At 68.9% G+C, this 14,903-nt stretch carries 14 protein-coding genes; 8 read left to right on the plus strand and 6 right to left on the minus strand.

The annotated features are described in order from the left end of the window. Window positions 1–25 precede the first annotated feature (25 nt). From puhC to BZG35_RS15550, 8 genes are all read left to right on the plus strand, one after another. Entirely contained in the window at window positions 26–508 is a 483-nt protein-coding gene (gene puhC / locus BZG35_RS15515) for a photosynthetic complex assembly protein PuhC (protein WP_077356997.1), read from the plus strand. Then, window positions 505–792 (plus strand): hypothetical protein, encoded by a 288-nt coding sequence (locus BZG35_RS15520; RefSeq protein ID WP_077356999.1) that lies wholly within the window; start codon window positions 505–507, stop codon window positions 790–792. Before puhC ends, BZG35_RS15520 begins: the two co-directional genes overlap by 4 nt. Beyond that, a complete protein-coding gene (acsF, locus tag BZG35_RS15525; protein WP_216351859.1) occupies window positions 789–1,910 on the plus strand; it encodes a magnesium-protoporphyrin IX monomethyl ester (oxidative) cyclase in 1,122 nt (373 codons plus the stop codon). Before BZG35_RS15520 ends, acsF begins: the two co-directional genes overlap by 4 nt. A 3-nt stretch (window positions 1,911–1,913) precedes the next feature. Continuing rightward, window positions 1,914–2,723, plus strand: a complete 810-nt coding sequence (puhE, locus tag BZG35_RS15530; RefSeq protein WP_077357001.1) for a putative photosynthetic complex assembly protein PuhE — start codon at window positions 1,914–1,916, stop codon at window positions 2,721–2,723. A 25-nt stretch (window positions 2,724–2,748) separates the two neighbouring features. Continuing rightward, entirely contained in the window at window positions 2,749–3,966 is a 1,218-nt protein-coding gene (gene hemA / locus BZG35_RS15535) for a 5-aminolevulinate synthase (protein ID WP_077358199.1), read from the plus strand. A 27-nt stretch (window positions 3,967–3,993) separates the two neighbouring features. Beyond that, window positions 3,994–4,950, plus strand: a complete 957-nt coding sequence (locus BZG35_RS15540; protein ID WP_077357003.1) for an alpha/beta fold hydrolase — start codon at window positions 3,994–3,996, stop codon at window positions 4,948–4,950. A gap of 127 nt (window positions 4,951–5,077) precedes the next feature. Continuing rightward, window positions 5,078–5,863 (plus strand): DUF2189 domain-containing protein, encoded by a 786-nt coding sequence (locus tag BZG35_RS15545; RefSeq protein ID WP_077357005.1) that lies wholly within the window; start codon window positions 5,078–5,080, stop codon window positions 5,861–5,863. A gap of 82 nt (window positions 5,864–5,945) precedes the next feature. Further along, window positions 5,946–6,812, plus strand: a complete 867-nt coding sequence (locus tag BZG35_RS15550; protein ID WP_077357007.1) for a WecB/TagA/CpsF family glycosyltransferase — start codon at window positions 5,946–5,948, stop codon at window positions 6,810–6,812. Between the two features lie 6 nt (window positions 6,813–6,818). On the opposite strand, the gene bglX is transcribed toward BZG35_RS15550, so the two are convergent. From bglX to leuD, 6 genes are all read right to left on the minus strand, one after another. Then, complete coding sequence (gene bglX / locus BZG35_RS15555; RefSeq protein ID WP_077357009.1) at window positions 6,819–9,113, minus strand: beta-glucosidase BglX; 2,295 nt, start codon at window positions 9,111–9,113, stop codon at window positions 6,819–6,821. Window positions 9,114–9,187: 74 nt separating this feature from the next. Beyond that, entirely contained in the window at window positions 9,188–10,474 is a 1,287-nt protein-coding gene (locus BZG35_RS15560; RefSeq protein WP_077357011.1) for a sugar MFS transporter, read from the minus strand. Between the two features lie 219 nt (window positions 10,475–10,693). Then, the gene (locus BZG35_RS15565) at window positions 10,694–11,380 is read right to left on the minus strand and encodes a TorF family putative porin (RefSeq protein ID WP_077357013.1); all 687 of its coding nucleotides are present in this window, start codon (window positions 11,378–11,380) and stop codon (window positions 10,694–10,696) included. 80 nt (window positions 11,381–11,460) lie between these two features. Beyond that, window positions 11,461–12,909, minus strand: coding sequence for an ammonium transporter (locus tag BZG35_RS15570; RefSeq protein ID WP_077357015.1), 1,449 nt, complete (start codon window positions 12,907–12,909; stop codon window positions 11,461–11,463). A 192-nt stretch (window positions 12,910–13,101) separates the two neighbouring features. Further along, window positions 13,102–14,202 carry a 3-isopropylmalate dehydrogenase gene (leuB, locus tag BZG35_RS15575; protein ID WP_077357017.1) on the minus strand — a complete coding sequence of 367 codons (1,101 nt, stop codon included), beginning with the start codon at window positions 14,200–14,202 and terminating at the stop codon, window positions 13,102–13,104. Next, window positions 14,199–14,792, minus strand: a complete 594-nt coding sequence (gene leuD / locus BZG35_RS15580) for a 3-isopropylmalate dehydratase small subunit (RefSeq protein ID WP_077357019.1) — start codon at window positions 14,790–14,792, stop codon at window positions 14,199–14,201. The genes leuB and leuD overlap by 4 nt, the downstream gene beginning before the upstream one ends. Between the last annotated feature and the right edge of the window lie 111 nt (window positions 14,793–14,903).

Below are 14,903 nucleotides of genomic sequence, written 5' to 3' on the forward strand. Positions count from 1 at the left end.
ACCGTCCGAACAGAAAGCCCGACCGATGTCCGCCCACGACCAGAAACCCTTCCCCAAAGGCCCGCTGATCGCGGCCATCCTGCTGGTCGGGTCGTCGCTGCTCGCCGTGGGCGGCTCGCGGCTGGGCCTGGTGGGTTCGCCGGCGGCCAGGACCGAGGCGGCGCGGGTCGCCCAGGTGACCCAGTCCGAGGACCTGTATTTCCACGACCTGCCCGACGGGGCCGTGCGTGTGGTCGCCGTCGGCGAGGCCGACCGGATGATCCCCACCGCCTCCGGCGGTTTCGTGCGCGGCGTCCTGCGCAGCCTGGTCCGCGATCGTCGCGCCCAGGGCCTGGGATCGGACCAGCCCTTCCGCGTCGCCCAGTGGTCGGACGGGGCCGTCACCATCCAGGATCTGGCCACCGGCCGGGTGCTGAATCTGAACGCCTTCGGCCCCACCAACCGGATGGACTTCATCCATCTGATCGCGCCCGAGGGCGACGCCGCCAACCCGGGAACCGTCGCATGAACCGCCCGCTGCAGATGGGCTGCACCGTGGAGGTCGAACACTCCGACGAGAGCCTGCATGCCCATGTTTCCCTGGACGGCGATCCCGTGATCCGTCCCGGCGACGAGGTCCAGGTGCATGGCGAACCGATCCACGTCGCCTTCGGCGAGCGCCGCACCTTCCGCCGAATGGCCACCCTGCGCCGCGCCTCCTTCCTGGAGCGCGTCTGGACCCGCACCTGCGCCGGCTTCTTTGAAATGAACGAGCTGTACGAAGTCAGCTTCACCCCCCGGAGGACCCTGTGACCGCCGTAAGCTTCGACACCTATGAGGAAACCCCCGGCCTGGCCGCGCTCCGTCGCGAGGCCGCGCGGCAGAAGGTGAATTCCGAGTCGTCCTTCAAGCTGGCGACCGAGGACACCGTCCTGTCGCCGCGCTTCTACACCACCGACTTCGCCGCCCTGGACCGCATCGACGTGTCCCCGGTGCGGGCCCAGTGGGACGCCCTGATGGCCGAGTTCGCGGCGGACGTGAACAAGGACCACTTCAAGCGCGACGCCGCCTTCGACGGCATCATCGAGAACCTGCCCGACGACCTGCGCAAGGAGTTCACCGACTTCCTGGTGTCGTCCCTGACGTCGGAGTTCTCGGGCTGCGTGCTCTACGCCGAGATCGCCAAGCGGGTTCAGAACCCCGACATCCGCGCCCTGTTCAAATACATGAGCCGCGACGAGAGCCGCCACGCCGGCTTCATCAACGACACGCTGAAGGACGCCAGGATCGGCGTGGACCTGAGCTTCCTGACCAAGGTCAAGAAATACACCCACTTCAAGCCCAAGTTCATCTTCTACGCCGTCTATCTGTCGGAGAAGATCGGCTACGCGCGCTACATCGCGATCCATCGCCATCTGGAGGCGAACCCCGACAAGCGCTTCCACCCGATCTTCAATTGGTTCGAGCGGTGGTGCAACGACGAGTTCAAGCACGGCGAGGCCTTCGCCCTGATCATGCGCAACGATCCCAGGCTGCTGAGCGGCGGCAACGTCTGGTGGATCCGATTCTTCCTGCTCAGCGTCTATGCGACCATGTACGTCCGCGACCACATGCGGCCGGCCTTCCACAAGGCGCTGGGCGTCGACATCACCGCCTACGACTACGAGGTTTTCCGCATCTGTTCGGAGATCTCGAAACAGGTCTATCCAATCAGCCTGCGCACCGACGATCCGCGCTTCCGGGCCGGGATGGAGCGGCTGCGCCGGACCTCCGACGCCATCGCCAAGGCCAAGAGCAAGGGCGGGATGGTCGGCGGGCTGAAGCGGTTCGGCCTGGTGCTGAAGGCGGGCGCGACGCTGGCGGGTCTGTATCTGTTGCCGGTGGACAAGCACCCCCTGCCGGCCGACGTCCGCCTGGCCCCGACCTACTGATCGATGGCCGTCTTCCTCCAGCCCCTGCTGATCGCGGCCCTGCTCTGGTGGGTCTCCACCGGCGCGATCCTGTGGCTGGTGCGGCGGCCCCGCGCCACCTTCGGCTGGAGCCTGGGGCTTTCGGCCGGCTTGGCGGCGGCGGCGACCGTCGGCGTGATGATCACGGCGCGGGACCCGGGCGTGACCAGCGCCTATCTGGCCTTCGGCTGCGCCCTGACCGTCTGGGGCTGGCACGAGATGGGCTTCCTGATGGGCAAGCTGACCGGCCCGCGCCGCACCGCCTGTCCGTTCGGGGCGCAGGGCTGGAAGCGGTTCACCCTGTCGGCCGAGACCGTGATCCATCACGAGATCGCCCTGGCCCTGACCGCTCTGTTGTTCGTCGCCCTGACCTGGGATCAGCCGAACCAGACCGGGACCCTGACCTTCCTGCTGCTGCTGGGCATGCGGCTGTCGACCAAGCTGAACATCTTCCTGGGCGTGCCCAACCCCCCGATCGCCTTCCTGCCGGCCGGCCTGAAATACCTGCAGAGCTATTTCCGGCGCGCCCGGTTCAATGCCCTGTTCCCGCTGTCGCTGGCCGTCGCGATCGTGGTGACGCTGATGCTCGGCGACGCCGCTCTGGCGAGCACGGGCGGGACCCAGGTCGGTTATGCCCTGATGTTCATGCTGGCCGCGCTGGGCCTGCTGGAACACGGCTTCCTGATGCTGCCTTCGCCCGACCGCGCCCTGTGGGGCTGGGCCCTGGAGCAAACCAAACCCGCCGTCCCGGTCGCGCGTCCGACCGCCGCCGAACCGATCAACGACCACGCGTAAGAAAATGACCTGGGGGACCACCGCCATGAACTACGAGACCTTCTTCCAGACCGAGCTGGACTCCCTGCGCGACAGCGGCAACTACCGCGTCTTCGCCGAGCTGGAGCGCAAGCGCGGCAGCTTCCCGAAAGCGAAGAAGCATGGCGAAGGGCCGGACGAGGTCACCGTCTGGTGCTCCAACGACTATCTCGGCATGGGCCAGAGCGCCCACGTGCTGCGCGCCATGCACGAGGCGCTGGACAGCTGCGGCGCCGGGGCCGGGGGCACGCGCAACATCTCCGGCACCAACCATCACCACGTCCTGCTGGAACGCGAGCTGGCCGACCTGCACGGCAAGGAGGCGGCCCTGCTGTTCACCTCGGGCTACGTCTCCAACTGGGCCGCCCTGGGCACCTTGGCCGCGCGCCTGCCCAACTGCGTGGTCCTGTCGGACGCCTGCAACCACGCTTCGATGATCGAGGGCATCCGCCACAGCCGGGCCGAATACAAGGTCTTCCGCCACAACGACCCTGCGCACCTGGACGAACTGCTGTCGCAGATCGAGCCCGGCCGGCCGAAACTGGTCGCCTTCGAGAGCGTCTATTCGATGGACGGCGACATCGGCCCGATCCGCGAGATCGTCGAGGTGGCCGAGAAACACGGGGCCATGACCTATCTGGACGAGGTCCACGGCGTCGGCCTGTACGGTCCGCGCGGCGGCGGGGTGGCCGAGCGCGAAGGTTTGATGGACCGGATCACGGTGATCGAGGGCACCCTGGGCAAGGCCTTCGGCGTGATGGGCGGATACATCGCCGCCTCCTCGGCCCTGTGCGACTTCGTGCGCAGCTTCGCCTCGGGCTTCATCTTCACCACCGCCCTGCCCCCGGCCGTCGTCGCGGGGGCTGCGGCCAGCGTGCGGCATCTGAAGGCCTCGGAGATGGAGCGGGCCCGGCATCAGGACCGGGTCGCCCGCGTCCGCGCGCGTCTGGACGTCGCCGGCATCCCGCACCTGCCGAACGACAGCCACATCATCCCGGTGATGGTCGGCGACCCGCACAAGTGCAAGATGATCTCCGACTGGCTGATGGAGCACCACGGCATCTATGTGCAGCCGATCAACTATCCGACCGTGCCGCTGGGCACCGAGCGGCTGCGCATCACCCCCTCGCCGGTGCACGACGACGGCGACATCGACCGGCTGATCGACGCCCTGTCGGAGATCTGGAGCCACTGCGCCCTGGCCCGCACCGCCGTCGCCGCCTGATCGGATGACCGACGCGCCCCGGACCGCATGAAGCCCGGCCTGCGCGTCGCCCTGGCGCTGGTGGCCGTGGCCGTGGTCGGTCTCGGCCTGTGGCTGTACGCGCCGGACAAGTCGCGGGCCGAGCTCGAACGGCTCTATCTGGCCCGCCCCGGCGACATGATCGCGGTCGGCGGCACCCGCCTGCACGTCCGCGACACCGGCCCGCGCGAGGCCCCCGCCGTCATCCTGCTCCACGGCTTCGGATCCAGCCTGCACACCTGGGAGCCCTGGGCCCAGGCGCTGGACGACGACCTTCGCGTGATCCGGCTGGACCTGCCGGGCTCCGGCCTGTCGCCACCCGATCCGGCCGGCAGATATGACGACGACCATGTCATCGCCCTGCTGCGGACCATGATGGACCGGCTGGGGGTCGCGCGCGCGGCCTTCGTCGGCAACTCCATCGGCGGCCGTCTGGCCTGGACCATGGCGGCCGAGCATCCGCAGCGGGTCGACCGCCTCGTGCTGGTCTCACCCGACGGCTTCGCCAGCCCGGGCTTCGAATACGGAAAGGCCCCCGAGGTGCCGGTCGTCATGCAGGCCATGCGCTATGTCCTGCCGCGCGGCCTGCTGCGGTCGAACATCGCTGTAGGCTATGCCGACCCCTCCGCCCTGACCGAGCCGACCGTCACCCGCTATCGCGACCTGATGCTGGCCCCCGGCGCGCGGCAGGCCATGCTGGACCGGATGGAGCAGACGGTGCTCCGCGACCCGGCGCCGATGCTGCGCCGCATCCGGGCCCCGGTGCTGCTGGTCTGGGGCGAGCAGGACGGCATGATCCCCTTCGCCAACGCCGCCGACTATCAGCGCCACCTGGCCGACGTCCGTCTGGTGGCCTTCCCCGACCTGGGTCACCTGCCGCAGGAGGAGGCCCCCGCGCGGTCGCTCCCGCCCGTGCGCGCCTTCCTGCGGGAGAGGCCCGCAACCGGAGCGATCACCAAGCCGTGACGGCCCCCTCGGTAGCGCGGGGCCCATCGGAGGCCTAGCGTCGGCTCACGTGCCTGTCCCAACCCCAGCCTGACCCGAGAGTTCGCCGCCCCCCACCACCACCCTGTCCCTGTTCCCGGAGCCTGCCATGTCCAGCATTTCCGTCGACCCGCGCCCGACCGCCGCACCCGGCGTGCGACGTATCACGCAGGCGGACATCAACTGGGCGTTGTCAGAGGGGTGGAAGGACTTCAGCGCCAAACGCGGCGACGTCCTGGTGTTGGCGGTCCTCTATCCGGTGCTGGGACTGCTGGCGGCGGCGATCGCGCTGAACGACCGGCTGCTGCCGGTCTTCTTCCCGCTCGTCGCGGGGCTTTCGGTCATGGGCCCGGCCGCCGCGGCCGGCTTCTACGAGATCGCCCGGCGGCGCGAGGCGGGCATCAGCTCCAGCTGGATCCATTTCTTCGATCCGCTGAACGGGCGCAGCCGCACGCCGCTGCTGATGCTGACCCTGATGTCCCTGGTCTTCTTCGCGACCTGGATCGCGGCCGCCTGGGTGATCTATCAGGCCACCCTGGCCCAGGTCGGGCCGATGACGATCGTCGGCGGGTTCGAACAGCTGTTCTCCACGCCCGAGGGCTGGGCCATGGTCGTCGTCGGCAATCTGGTCGGGGCGGTGTTCGCGGTCCTGACCGTGCTGCTGACCCTGGTGTCCTTCCCCATGGTGGTCGACAGGCCGGTCGATGCCGGGACGGCCGTGGCCACCTCGATCCGGGCGGTGGGGCGCAATCCCGGGGCGGTGGCTTCCTGGGGCCTGCGTGTCGCCGCCCTTCTGCTGCTCGGCTGCCTGCCCCTGTTCATGGGCCTGGCGGTGGTGCTGCCGGTGCTCGGCTATGCCACCTGGCATCTGTACACCCGCATGGTCGAACGCTGAGCCCCAGGTCGACCCGGCCGGCGACGCTCCGTTAAGCCTGTCCGCTTACCCGGTCTTGAGGCGGATCGGCCAGGGTGGCCCTATGGCCGATCTGTCGCCGAACACCCTCGACGCCGCCCTGGCGCCGGACCGACGCGAGTCCCCGCGCCGCCCGATCCGCGCCGCGCGGCGGCCGCGCGAAAGCGTGCGGCTGCTGGGCCAGAGGGTCGATCTGGTGCGTCCGGAAGAGGTGCTGAATCAGGTCGAGGCCTGGGTCGCCCAGGGCCGCAAGGCGGTGGTGGCCAATCACAACCTGAACAGTCTGAACCTGGTCCGGCGCCACCCGGACATGGCCGACTTCTACCGCCGGGCCGATCTGGTCGAGGTCGATTCCGCGCCCCTGATCGCCTTCGCCCGGCTGATCGGCATTCATGGCCGCGCCTTTCATCGCTGCACCTATCTGGACTGGCGCGACCATTTCTGGAGCCTGGCCGACCGCAAGGGCTGGCGCGTGATGTATCTGGGGGGCGCGCCCGGCGTGGCCGAGACGGCGCGCCAGCGGCTGGCGGCGCGTTATCCGGGGGCCGAGATCGCGGTGCGCGACGGCTATTTCGACGCCGCGCCGGGATCGGCCGGGACGGCCGAAGTGATCGCCGCCCTCAACGCCTTCCAGCCGAACATCCTGTTCGTCGGCATGGGCATGCCGCGCCAGGAGGTCTGGATCGGCCAAACTCTGGACGCTCTGCCCGACAGCGTGATCTTCTCGGTCGGGGCGGCCTTCGACTATGAGGCGGGCGTCCAGAGCGTCGCGCCGCGCTGGATGGGGCCGCTGGGGCTGGAATGGCTGTACCGGCTGGTCCGCGACCCGGGCCGACTGGCGCGCCGGTATCTGATCGAGCCCTGGGGCCTGGCCGATCTGATCCTGGCCGACGTCGTGACCGCCATCCGGGGCCGTCTGGCCCGCGGCTGACCGCCCTCAGCGCGGGGCGAGGGTCAGCAGGACCGGCGTGCCCGCCTGGGCCGAAGGGGCCAGCCAGACATGAAACTCCCCCGGCTCGACGGTCGGCTGACCGTCGGCCCCGATGAAGCTCAGTTGACGGGCTGACAGGGTGAAGCGGGCTTCGCGGGTCTCGCCCGGGGCCAGCGGCACCTTGCGGATGTCGCGCAGGCGCCGCACCGGCTGGGTCAGGGAGGCGACCCGGTCGTGGATATACAGCTGCACCGTCTCGACGACCGGCCGATCGCCGTCGTTCCGCACGGCCACCGCGACCTCGACCGACCCGTCCCAGGCCAGGCTGGCGTTCGACAGGCTCACGGCCCCATAGGCGACCGGCGCATAGGTCAGGCCGTGGCCGAAGGGATAGCGCGCCACATTGGTGATGTCGCGATAGCGGGCGGTGTATTCCTGGGTCGCCAGGGCCGGATCGGCCGGCCGGCCGGTCGCCTTGTGGTCATAGCTGAAGGGCTGCTGGCCGCCGCGCATCGGGAAACTGACCGGCAGGCGGCCGGACGGCGAAACCTTGCCGAACACCACGTCCGCCACCGCATGGCCCATCTCTCCGCCCAGGAACCAGGTCACGGCGATGGCCTGGGCCTCGGCCACCGGACCGGTCAGGTCCAGGGCCCGGCCGTTGCGCAGCAGGACGACGACGGGCTTGCCCGTGGCCCGGATGGCCTCGGCCAGGGCGCGCTGGGGGGCCGGAAGATCGAGCTCGGTGCGCGACTGGGCCTCGCCCGACATGCGGCTGTTCTCGCCCAGGGCGAGGACGACGACATCGGCCGCATTGGCCGCGCGGACCGCCGCCTCGATGCCGCCGATCACCTCGGTCTCGACCGAGGCCCCCTCGACGACGACCAGCGAGGCCGGATCGTCCATGGCGGCGCGGAACCCTTCCGACACCGAGACCTTTCGGCTCTCGTCGCCCCAGATGGTCCAGGGCCCGAACACGTCGCGGTCGTCGGCGAACGGGCCGATCAGGGCGATCTTCTGGCCCGAGGGCTTGAGCGGCAGCAGGCCGCCGTCGTTCTTCAGCAGGACGATCGACTTGACCGCCGCCTCGCGCGACAGGTCGCGGTGGGCCTGGGTCCCGACGACGATCCGCTCGCGCTCGGGATCGCAGCCACGATAGGGATCTTCGAACAGGCCCAGCGCCGCCTTGGTCATCAGCACGCGCCGGACCGCCTGATCCACCCGGGCCAGAGGCACCTCGCCCGAGGCCACCAGGCCGGGGATGTGCGCCAGGAACAGGCCCGACATCATCGAGGCGTCCACCCCGGCCATGATCGCGATGCGCGCCGCGTCACGCCCGTCCCGGGCGAAGCCGTGGGCGATCATCTCCTGATCCGACGTATAGTCGGTGACGACGAAGCCGGGGAACTCCCACTCCTCGCGCAGGATCTCGGTCAGCAGATAGGGATTGCCTGTGGCCGGCACCCCGTTGAGGTCGTTGAAGGCGGTCATCACCGACAGGGCGCCGGCGTCGAACGCGGCCTTGAACGGCGGCAGAAAGACGCCCCGCAGCGTCGCGTCCGACATGTCGGTGCTGTTGTACTCCATCCCGCCCAGCGCCGCCGAATAGGCGGCGAAATGCTTGGGCGTGGCCAGCAGGGCGTCGCGGTCGGCCAGGCCCCGATCGCCTTGGAACCCCTTGACCCGGGCCACGGCCAGGATCTCGTTCAGCCAGACGTCCTCGCCCGCCCCCTCGACAACCCGGCCCCAGCGCTGGTCGCGGGCGACGTCGACCATGGGGGCATAGGTCTGATGCACGCCGGAGGCCGCCCCCTCGATCGCCGTGGCGCGGGCCGTGCGCATTGCCAGATCCGGATCGAAGGCGGCGGCCTCGGCCAGGGGCACCGGAAACACCGTCTTCAGCCCGTGGATGATGTCGGCGGCGAACAGCAGGGGGATGCCCAGCCGCGACTGTTCCACTGCCAGGGTCTGGATGGCGCGACCGGCCTCGGCCCCGATGCCGTTGAACAGCGAGCCGATCTGGCCGTCGCGGATCATCTGGGTGACGCGCGCCGGGTCGCCCAGGGCGTCCAGCGGATTGACGTTGTGGGGCCGGAACCGGAAGGGGTCCGCCACCACGTTCAGCTGGCCCGCCTTCTCCTCGATCGTCATTCGCGCGATCAGGGCGTCGACCCGCGCCCGGTCCGCCGCCGTCTTCGCTGCGGCCGTCCGCGGGGCCGCGACCAGCCCGCCCGCGACCGCCATGCCCAAGGCCCCCGTCAACAGGGCACGGCGAGAAGGACAGGCCCGGCGATCGGACATGGAGGCGACTCCGTCATACGGTTACCCCTAGCGGACGCAGGGTCGGTGGGTGGGCGTACTGGCGGCGGCGGGTGTCAGTGTCCGACGGCGACGGGGGTAACGGCATCACCCTGGGGCGTCTTGCGCGCGGCGGCGATGGCGAACACCGTCAGGGCGACATAGGCCAGCATCGGCACGACGAAGGCCGGGTTCAGCACTCCGCCCGACCGGTCGGCGATCCCGCCCGAAATCAGCGGCAGGATGGCCCCGCCGATGATGCCGAACACCAGCAGGCCCGAGGTGGCCGAGGCCGGGGCGGACGAGCGCTCCAGCGTCAGGGTGAAGATGGTCGGGAACATGATGGAGTTGAAGACGCCGATGGCCAGGGCGGCCCAGGCGGCCGTGCCGCCGCCGGTCTGAATCACCACCGCGCACAGGCCGGCCGCGACCACCGTGCAGATCGCCAGCAGGATGGCCGCCGGGACGACCCGCAGCACCGCGCTGCCGATGAAGCGGCCGACCATGGCCCCGCCCCAGTACCAGACCAGCATCTTGCCGGCCTCTTCCAGCGGCAGGCCCAACACGCTTTCGCTGGCGAGGAAGTTGGTCAGCATGGTCCCGATCGCGACCTCGGCCCCGACATACAGGAAGATGGCCAGGCCGCCGAAGATGGCCCAGGGCGAGCGCAGGGCGGCGATCAGGGACGTATCGCCCGCCGTCTTGGCCGGCGCCGCCGCATTGATCTGTTTGCGGGCCGAGAAGATGAAGGCCGCGACCACGGCGAAGAAGGCGCCCAGCGCCAGGAAGGCCAGGTCGATGCTGCGCATCGATTCCGACCGGGTGGCCACCGTCACGACCGCGCCGGCGGCGAAGACGCCCCCGGTCAGCAGCAGGTGCGACCCGAGCCACGGCCCGACCGTCGCCCCGAAGGAGTTGAACGCCTGGGAAAACACCAGACGGAAATGAGAGCTCTTCTTCGAGCCGAGCTCCGCCACCAGGGGATTGGCCGCGACCTGCAGCAGGGTCACGCCCGACGCGATCACGAACAGGGCGATCAGGATGCCGGGATAGAAGTCCAGCATCGTCGCCAGCGGGACGATCAGGCACCCCAGGACCATGGTGACCAGGGCCGCGATGATGGCGCGGCTATAGCCCAGTCGGGCCAGGACGGCGGCGGCCGGGAGCGAGGCCACCCCATAGGCGATGAACCAGGCGAAGGCGGTCAGGAAGGCCTCGGTATAGCTGAGCTCGAACACGCGCTTGACCGCCGCGATCAGGGGATCGATCAGCGAGGTCGCGAATCCCCAGGCGAAGAACAGGGTGGTGACGTAGGCGAAGGCCAGGCCGGTGCCCTTCTGGGGGGCGGTGTCGGTCGTGCTCATGGTGGAGGTCGCCTCGTTTGCTGGGGAGCTTGACGGTTATGGCCCCTGCGTTCACCCGGATTGCCTCGCCGGTAAAGCCTCTTCCTGCGCCTGGAAACGAAAAGTGGTCGGCATCGGATCGGATCGGCATGACCGCGGCGCGCGCGCGGGCACGAAAAAGGCCCTTCCCCCGGAAGGGAAGGCCTTTGCGCCGGGCGATCCGGATGGGTAGGTGCCGGTCTAGAACAGCAGTTTGAGCGTGCCGACGACGCGGTCGTTGACGATCCCACCGGTGTCGTAGTCGGTGTCGTAATAGCGCACGTCCGCCACCACGTTCGACGTCACCAGATAGGCGGCGCCGATATTGTAGGTGAGATAGTCGTCCGTCTCGTCCAGGAACTGCTCCCCGACCGCCCCGGTGATGGTCAGCTTGTCGTTGACGGCATAGGCCGCATTCGCCTCGATATAGGTGGCCTGTTCGTCTCCGCCGAAGAAGTTGGGCGAGTAGAAGACCGCGGCGCCGGCCGTGATCGGCCCGACGGCACGCGACACCGCCACCTTGGCCTCGACATAGTTGTAGGTCCGATTGACGGGCACGTCGGCGTAGAGGTAGGCGATCGCGCCGACGTCCACGGCGAAGCCCGACACCTCGGTGCGATAGCCACCGTACAGGTCGATTTCAGCGTCGGTGCTGTCGCCGAAATCGACGTTGGAGGCCCAGCCGCCGATATACAGGCTGCCGATGGTCGCATCGGCCCCGATCTGCAGCGCCGGGTCCTGATTGGTCTGGCTGATGCCGCGGAACACATAGTCGGTGGTGACGGCGGCATTGAAGGCGACGCTGGTGTCTTGCGCAGAGGCCGAGCCGGCCGCCGCGAACACGGCGAGCGCGGCCGCAGCGGCGACGCAGGATGCGTGAACTTTCATCTCGATATCCCTCAAGAAATGGTTGTTGAATGGGGAGGCCAGCCGGGCGGGTGGAAGACCCGCCCGGCCTTGGTTCTGTCTCAGACGTGCTCCAGTCCTTCGCCGTGCAGGGTGGTGTCTAGGCCCTCTGCTTCCTGGGCGTCGGTGACGCGCAGGCCCGTGGTGAACTTGCAGATCACCAGGATGATGAAGGTCACGACCGCCGACCAGGCGATGGTCCAGGCCAGGCCCATGGCCTGGGTGGCGACATTGGCTCCGTCCGACAGGCCGTTCACCGCCGTGGTGGCGAACACCCCCGTCAGCAGCGCGCCCAGCAGACCGCCGGCCCCATGGATACCGAAGGCGTCCAGGCTGTCGTCGTAGCGCAGCAGTTTCTTCAACCACACCGAGGCGGCGTAGCAGACCGGTCCGGCGATCAGGCCGATGACCACCGCGCCCTTGGGATCGACGAAGCCGGCGGCCGGGGTGATGGCGACCAGGCCGGCGACCATGCCGGACAGCACGCCGATCAGCGAAGGTTTGCGCTTCTCGATGACCTCGACGATCTTCCAGGTCAGGGAGGCGGCCATGGCGGCCAGCAGGGTGTTCAGCAGGGCGACACCGGCGATGGCATCGGCGGCCCAGGCGGAGCCGGCGTTGAAGCCGATCCAGCCGACCAGCAGCAGGGAGGCGCCGATCATGGTCAGGACCGGGTTGTGGGCGTTCATCGTCTCGGTGCCGTAACCCTTGCGGGCCCCCAGGAACAGGGCACAGACCAGACCCGCGACGCCCGAGTTGACGTGAACGACCGCGCCGCCGGCGAAGTCCAGCACCCCGGCCGAACCGAGGAACCCGCCGCCCCAGACCCAGTGGCAGATGGGCGAATAGACGAACAGGGTCCACAGGAAGGTGAACAGCAGCAGGGCCGAATACTTGATCCGCTCGGCGAAGGCCCCGGTGACCAGGGCCGGGGTGATGATGGCGAAGGTCATCTGGAAGGCGATCCAGAGGTATTCCGGCAGGCCGGGCGCGGCCGAATAGGCCGACTCCATGGTCACGCCGTTCAGGAACAGGGCCTGGGTCGAGCCGATGTAGGACTGGACCGTATCGCCGTCGAAGCCGAACATCGGCTGGCCGACGCCGAAGGCCAGCGTGTAGCCCGCCCCGAACCAGGCCAGGCTGACGACGGCGGCGACGCCGACCGACTGGGTGATGGTGGCGATCACGTTCTTGCGCCGGACCATGCCGCCGTAGAACAGCGCCAGGCCGGGCAGGGTCATCAACAGGACCAGGGCCGTCGAGGTCAGGATCCAGGAGCTGGCGGCGGCGTCCACCTCGACCACCGCCTGGTGGGCCAGCAGGGTCGGAGCGGGTTCCGCGGGAACCACGGTCTCTACGGTCGCGGTCGCGGCCTCGGTGACCGCCTCGACGGCCGCCGCGACCGGGGCGGGCGCGGCGTCCTGCGCGAAGGCTCCCCCCGCATAGAACAGCACTGCGGTCAGCAGTAGGAGGGCCAGCACCCCCGGAAGTCGATTAACGAACTGCGACATGAATGCATCCCCTGTGTGATCTCGCAGTTGCAAACTGTTTACCGCAAAGGTGCTATGCGCAAGGGCTTCAACCGCGTCCTGTGCAATTTTCGTGTGCGTGTCGTCACGCACACAGTCCGCATAGGTCAATTTTTGCGCTTCTGCGTGTTGCAGTGCACGCAGAGGCGGCGTGACGATGTTATGACGAAATCATTAACCCCAGTGCATTTGCACCCGGTGGGCGGCGGCCCAGTGGATCGCGCGGATGGCGTCGATGATCGCCTCGGCCGCGGCCCGCGTGCCCAGCTCCCCGCCCAGATCCGCCGTGGTCGCCCCCGCCGCCAGCACGGCCGCCACGGCCGCCTCGATGGACGACGCCTCGTCCTCGAGATTCAGGCTGTGGCGCAGCATCATCGCGGCCGAGAGGATGGTGCCGACCGGGTTGGCCAGGTCCTGTCCGGCGATATCGGGGGCCGAGCCGTGGATCGGCTCGAACAGGCCGGGGCCCGACTCGCCCAGGGAGGCCGATGGCAGCAGGCCGATCGACCCGCCCAGCACCGAGATCTCGTCCGACAGGATGTCGCCGAACATGTTCTCCGTCAGGATGACGTCATAATCGCGTGGCTTGCGGATCAGATGCATGGCCATGGAGTCGACCAGGGCGTGCTCCAGCTGCACCTGCGGAAACTCCTCGGCATGGATACGGGTCACGACCTCGCGCCACAGCCGGCTGGTCTCCATCACATTGGCCTTGTCGACCGAGGTGACCTTGCCGCGTCGCTGCAGGGCGGTCTTGAAGGCGGCGCGGGTGATCCGCTCGATCTCGGGTACCGTATAGACGCACAGGTCCGAGGCCATGGTGTCGGTGCGGGTCTTCTCGCCGAAATAGACCCCGCCGGTCAGCTCGCGGAAGACGATCAGGTCGACGCCCTCCACGATCTCCTTCTTCAGCGGCGAGCGGTGCGCCATGACCGGCGACACCTGCAGCGGCCGCAGGTTGGCGAACAGGCCCATGGCCTTGCGGATGCCCAGCAGCCCCTCCTCCGGACGCCGCGCCTGACCATCCCATTTGGGCCCGCCCACCGCGCCCAGCAGGACGCCGTCTGCCGCCAGACATGCGGCGGTCGTCTCTTGCGGCAGGGGATCGCCGGTGGCGTCTATGGCGGCCCCGCCGATCAGGTGCTCGGCGAAGTCGAACTGGTGGCCATAGAAGTCGCCGATGACGCGCAGCACGGCCTGGGCCGCCGCCGTCACCTCGGGCCCGACCCCGTCGCCGGGCAGCAGGACGATCTTGTAGGTCTGGGTGGCAGTCATGCGGTGGGCTCCGGAAAACGGGTACGCTCGTAGGATTCGATGTCAGGCATGTGTTTCTGCAGCCAGCCCAGGGTGTCGACCCCGTCCAGCAGGCACTGCCGCGCGAAGGGTTCGACGGCGAAGGCGACCGGGGCATGGTTGCCGCGTCGCACCTCGCCGGCCTCCAGGTCGATGGTGACGACCTGTTCGGGGTTGGCGACCAGATCGTCCCAGGTCGCCTGATCGACGACGACGGGCAGGAAGCCGTTCTTCAGCGCGTTGGAGGTGAAGATGTCGGCGATCGAGGTCGAGATCACCGCCCGGAAGCCATAGTCGTACAGGGCCCAGGGCGCGTGCTCGCGCGAGGAGCCGCAGCCGAAATTGTCGCCGGCCACCAGGATGCGGTGCTCGGCCGGATCGATCCGGTTCAGAACGGCCTCCGGCCGGGGCGAGCCGTCGGCCTCATAGCGCCAGTCGTAGAAGGCCTTGCGGCCCAGGCCGGTCGTCTCCGTCGTGGTCAGGAACCGGGCGGGAATGATCTGGTCGGTGTCGATATTGGCCTGGGTCAGGACCAGGGTGCGGGAGGTCAGGATCTTGAGGGGTTCAGGCATGAGGTTGCCGGGCGAAAGCCCTTCCCCTGGAGGGGGAAGGGTTGGGATGGGGTGGAGGCACCACGATGCCGGTTCTCGCGTTCACCCGGTCTGGTCCGGTTTTGAAGGGAG

Origin of the sequence: Brevundimonas sp. LM2 (assembly GCF_002002865.1) — a bacterium.
In the GTDB taxonomy this organism is placed as follows: domain Bacteria; phylum Pseudomonadota; class Alphaproteobacteria; order Caulobacterales; family Caulobacteraceae; genus Brevundimonas.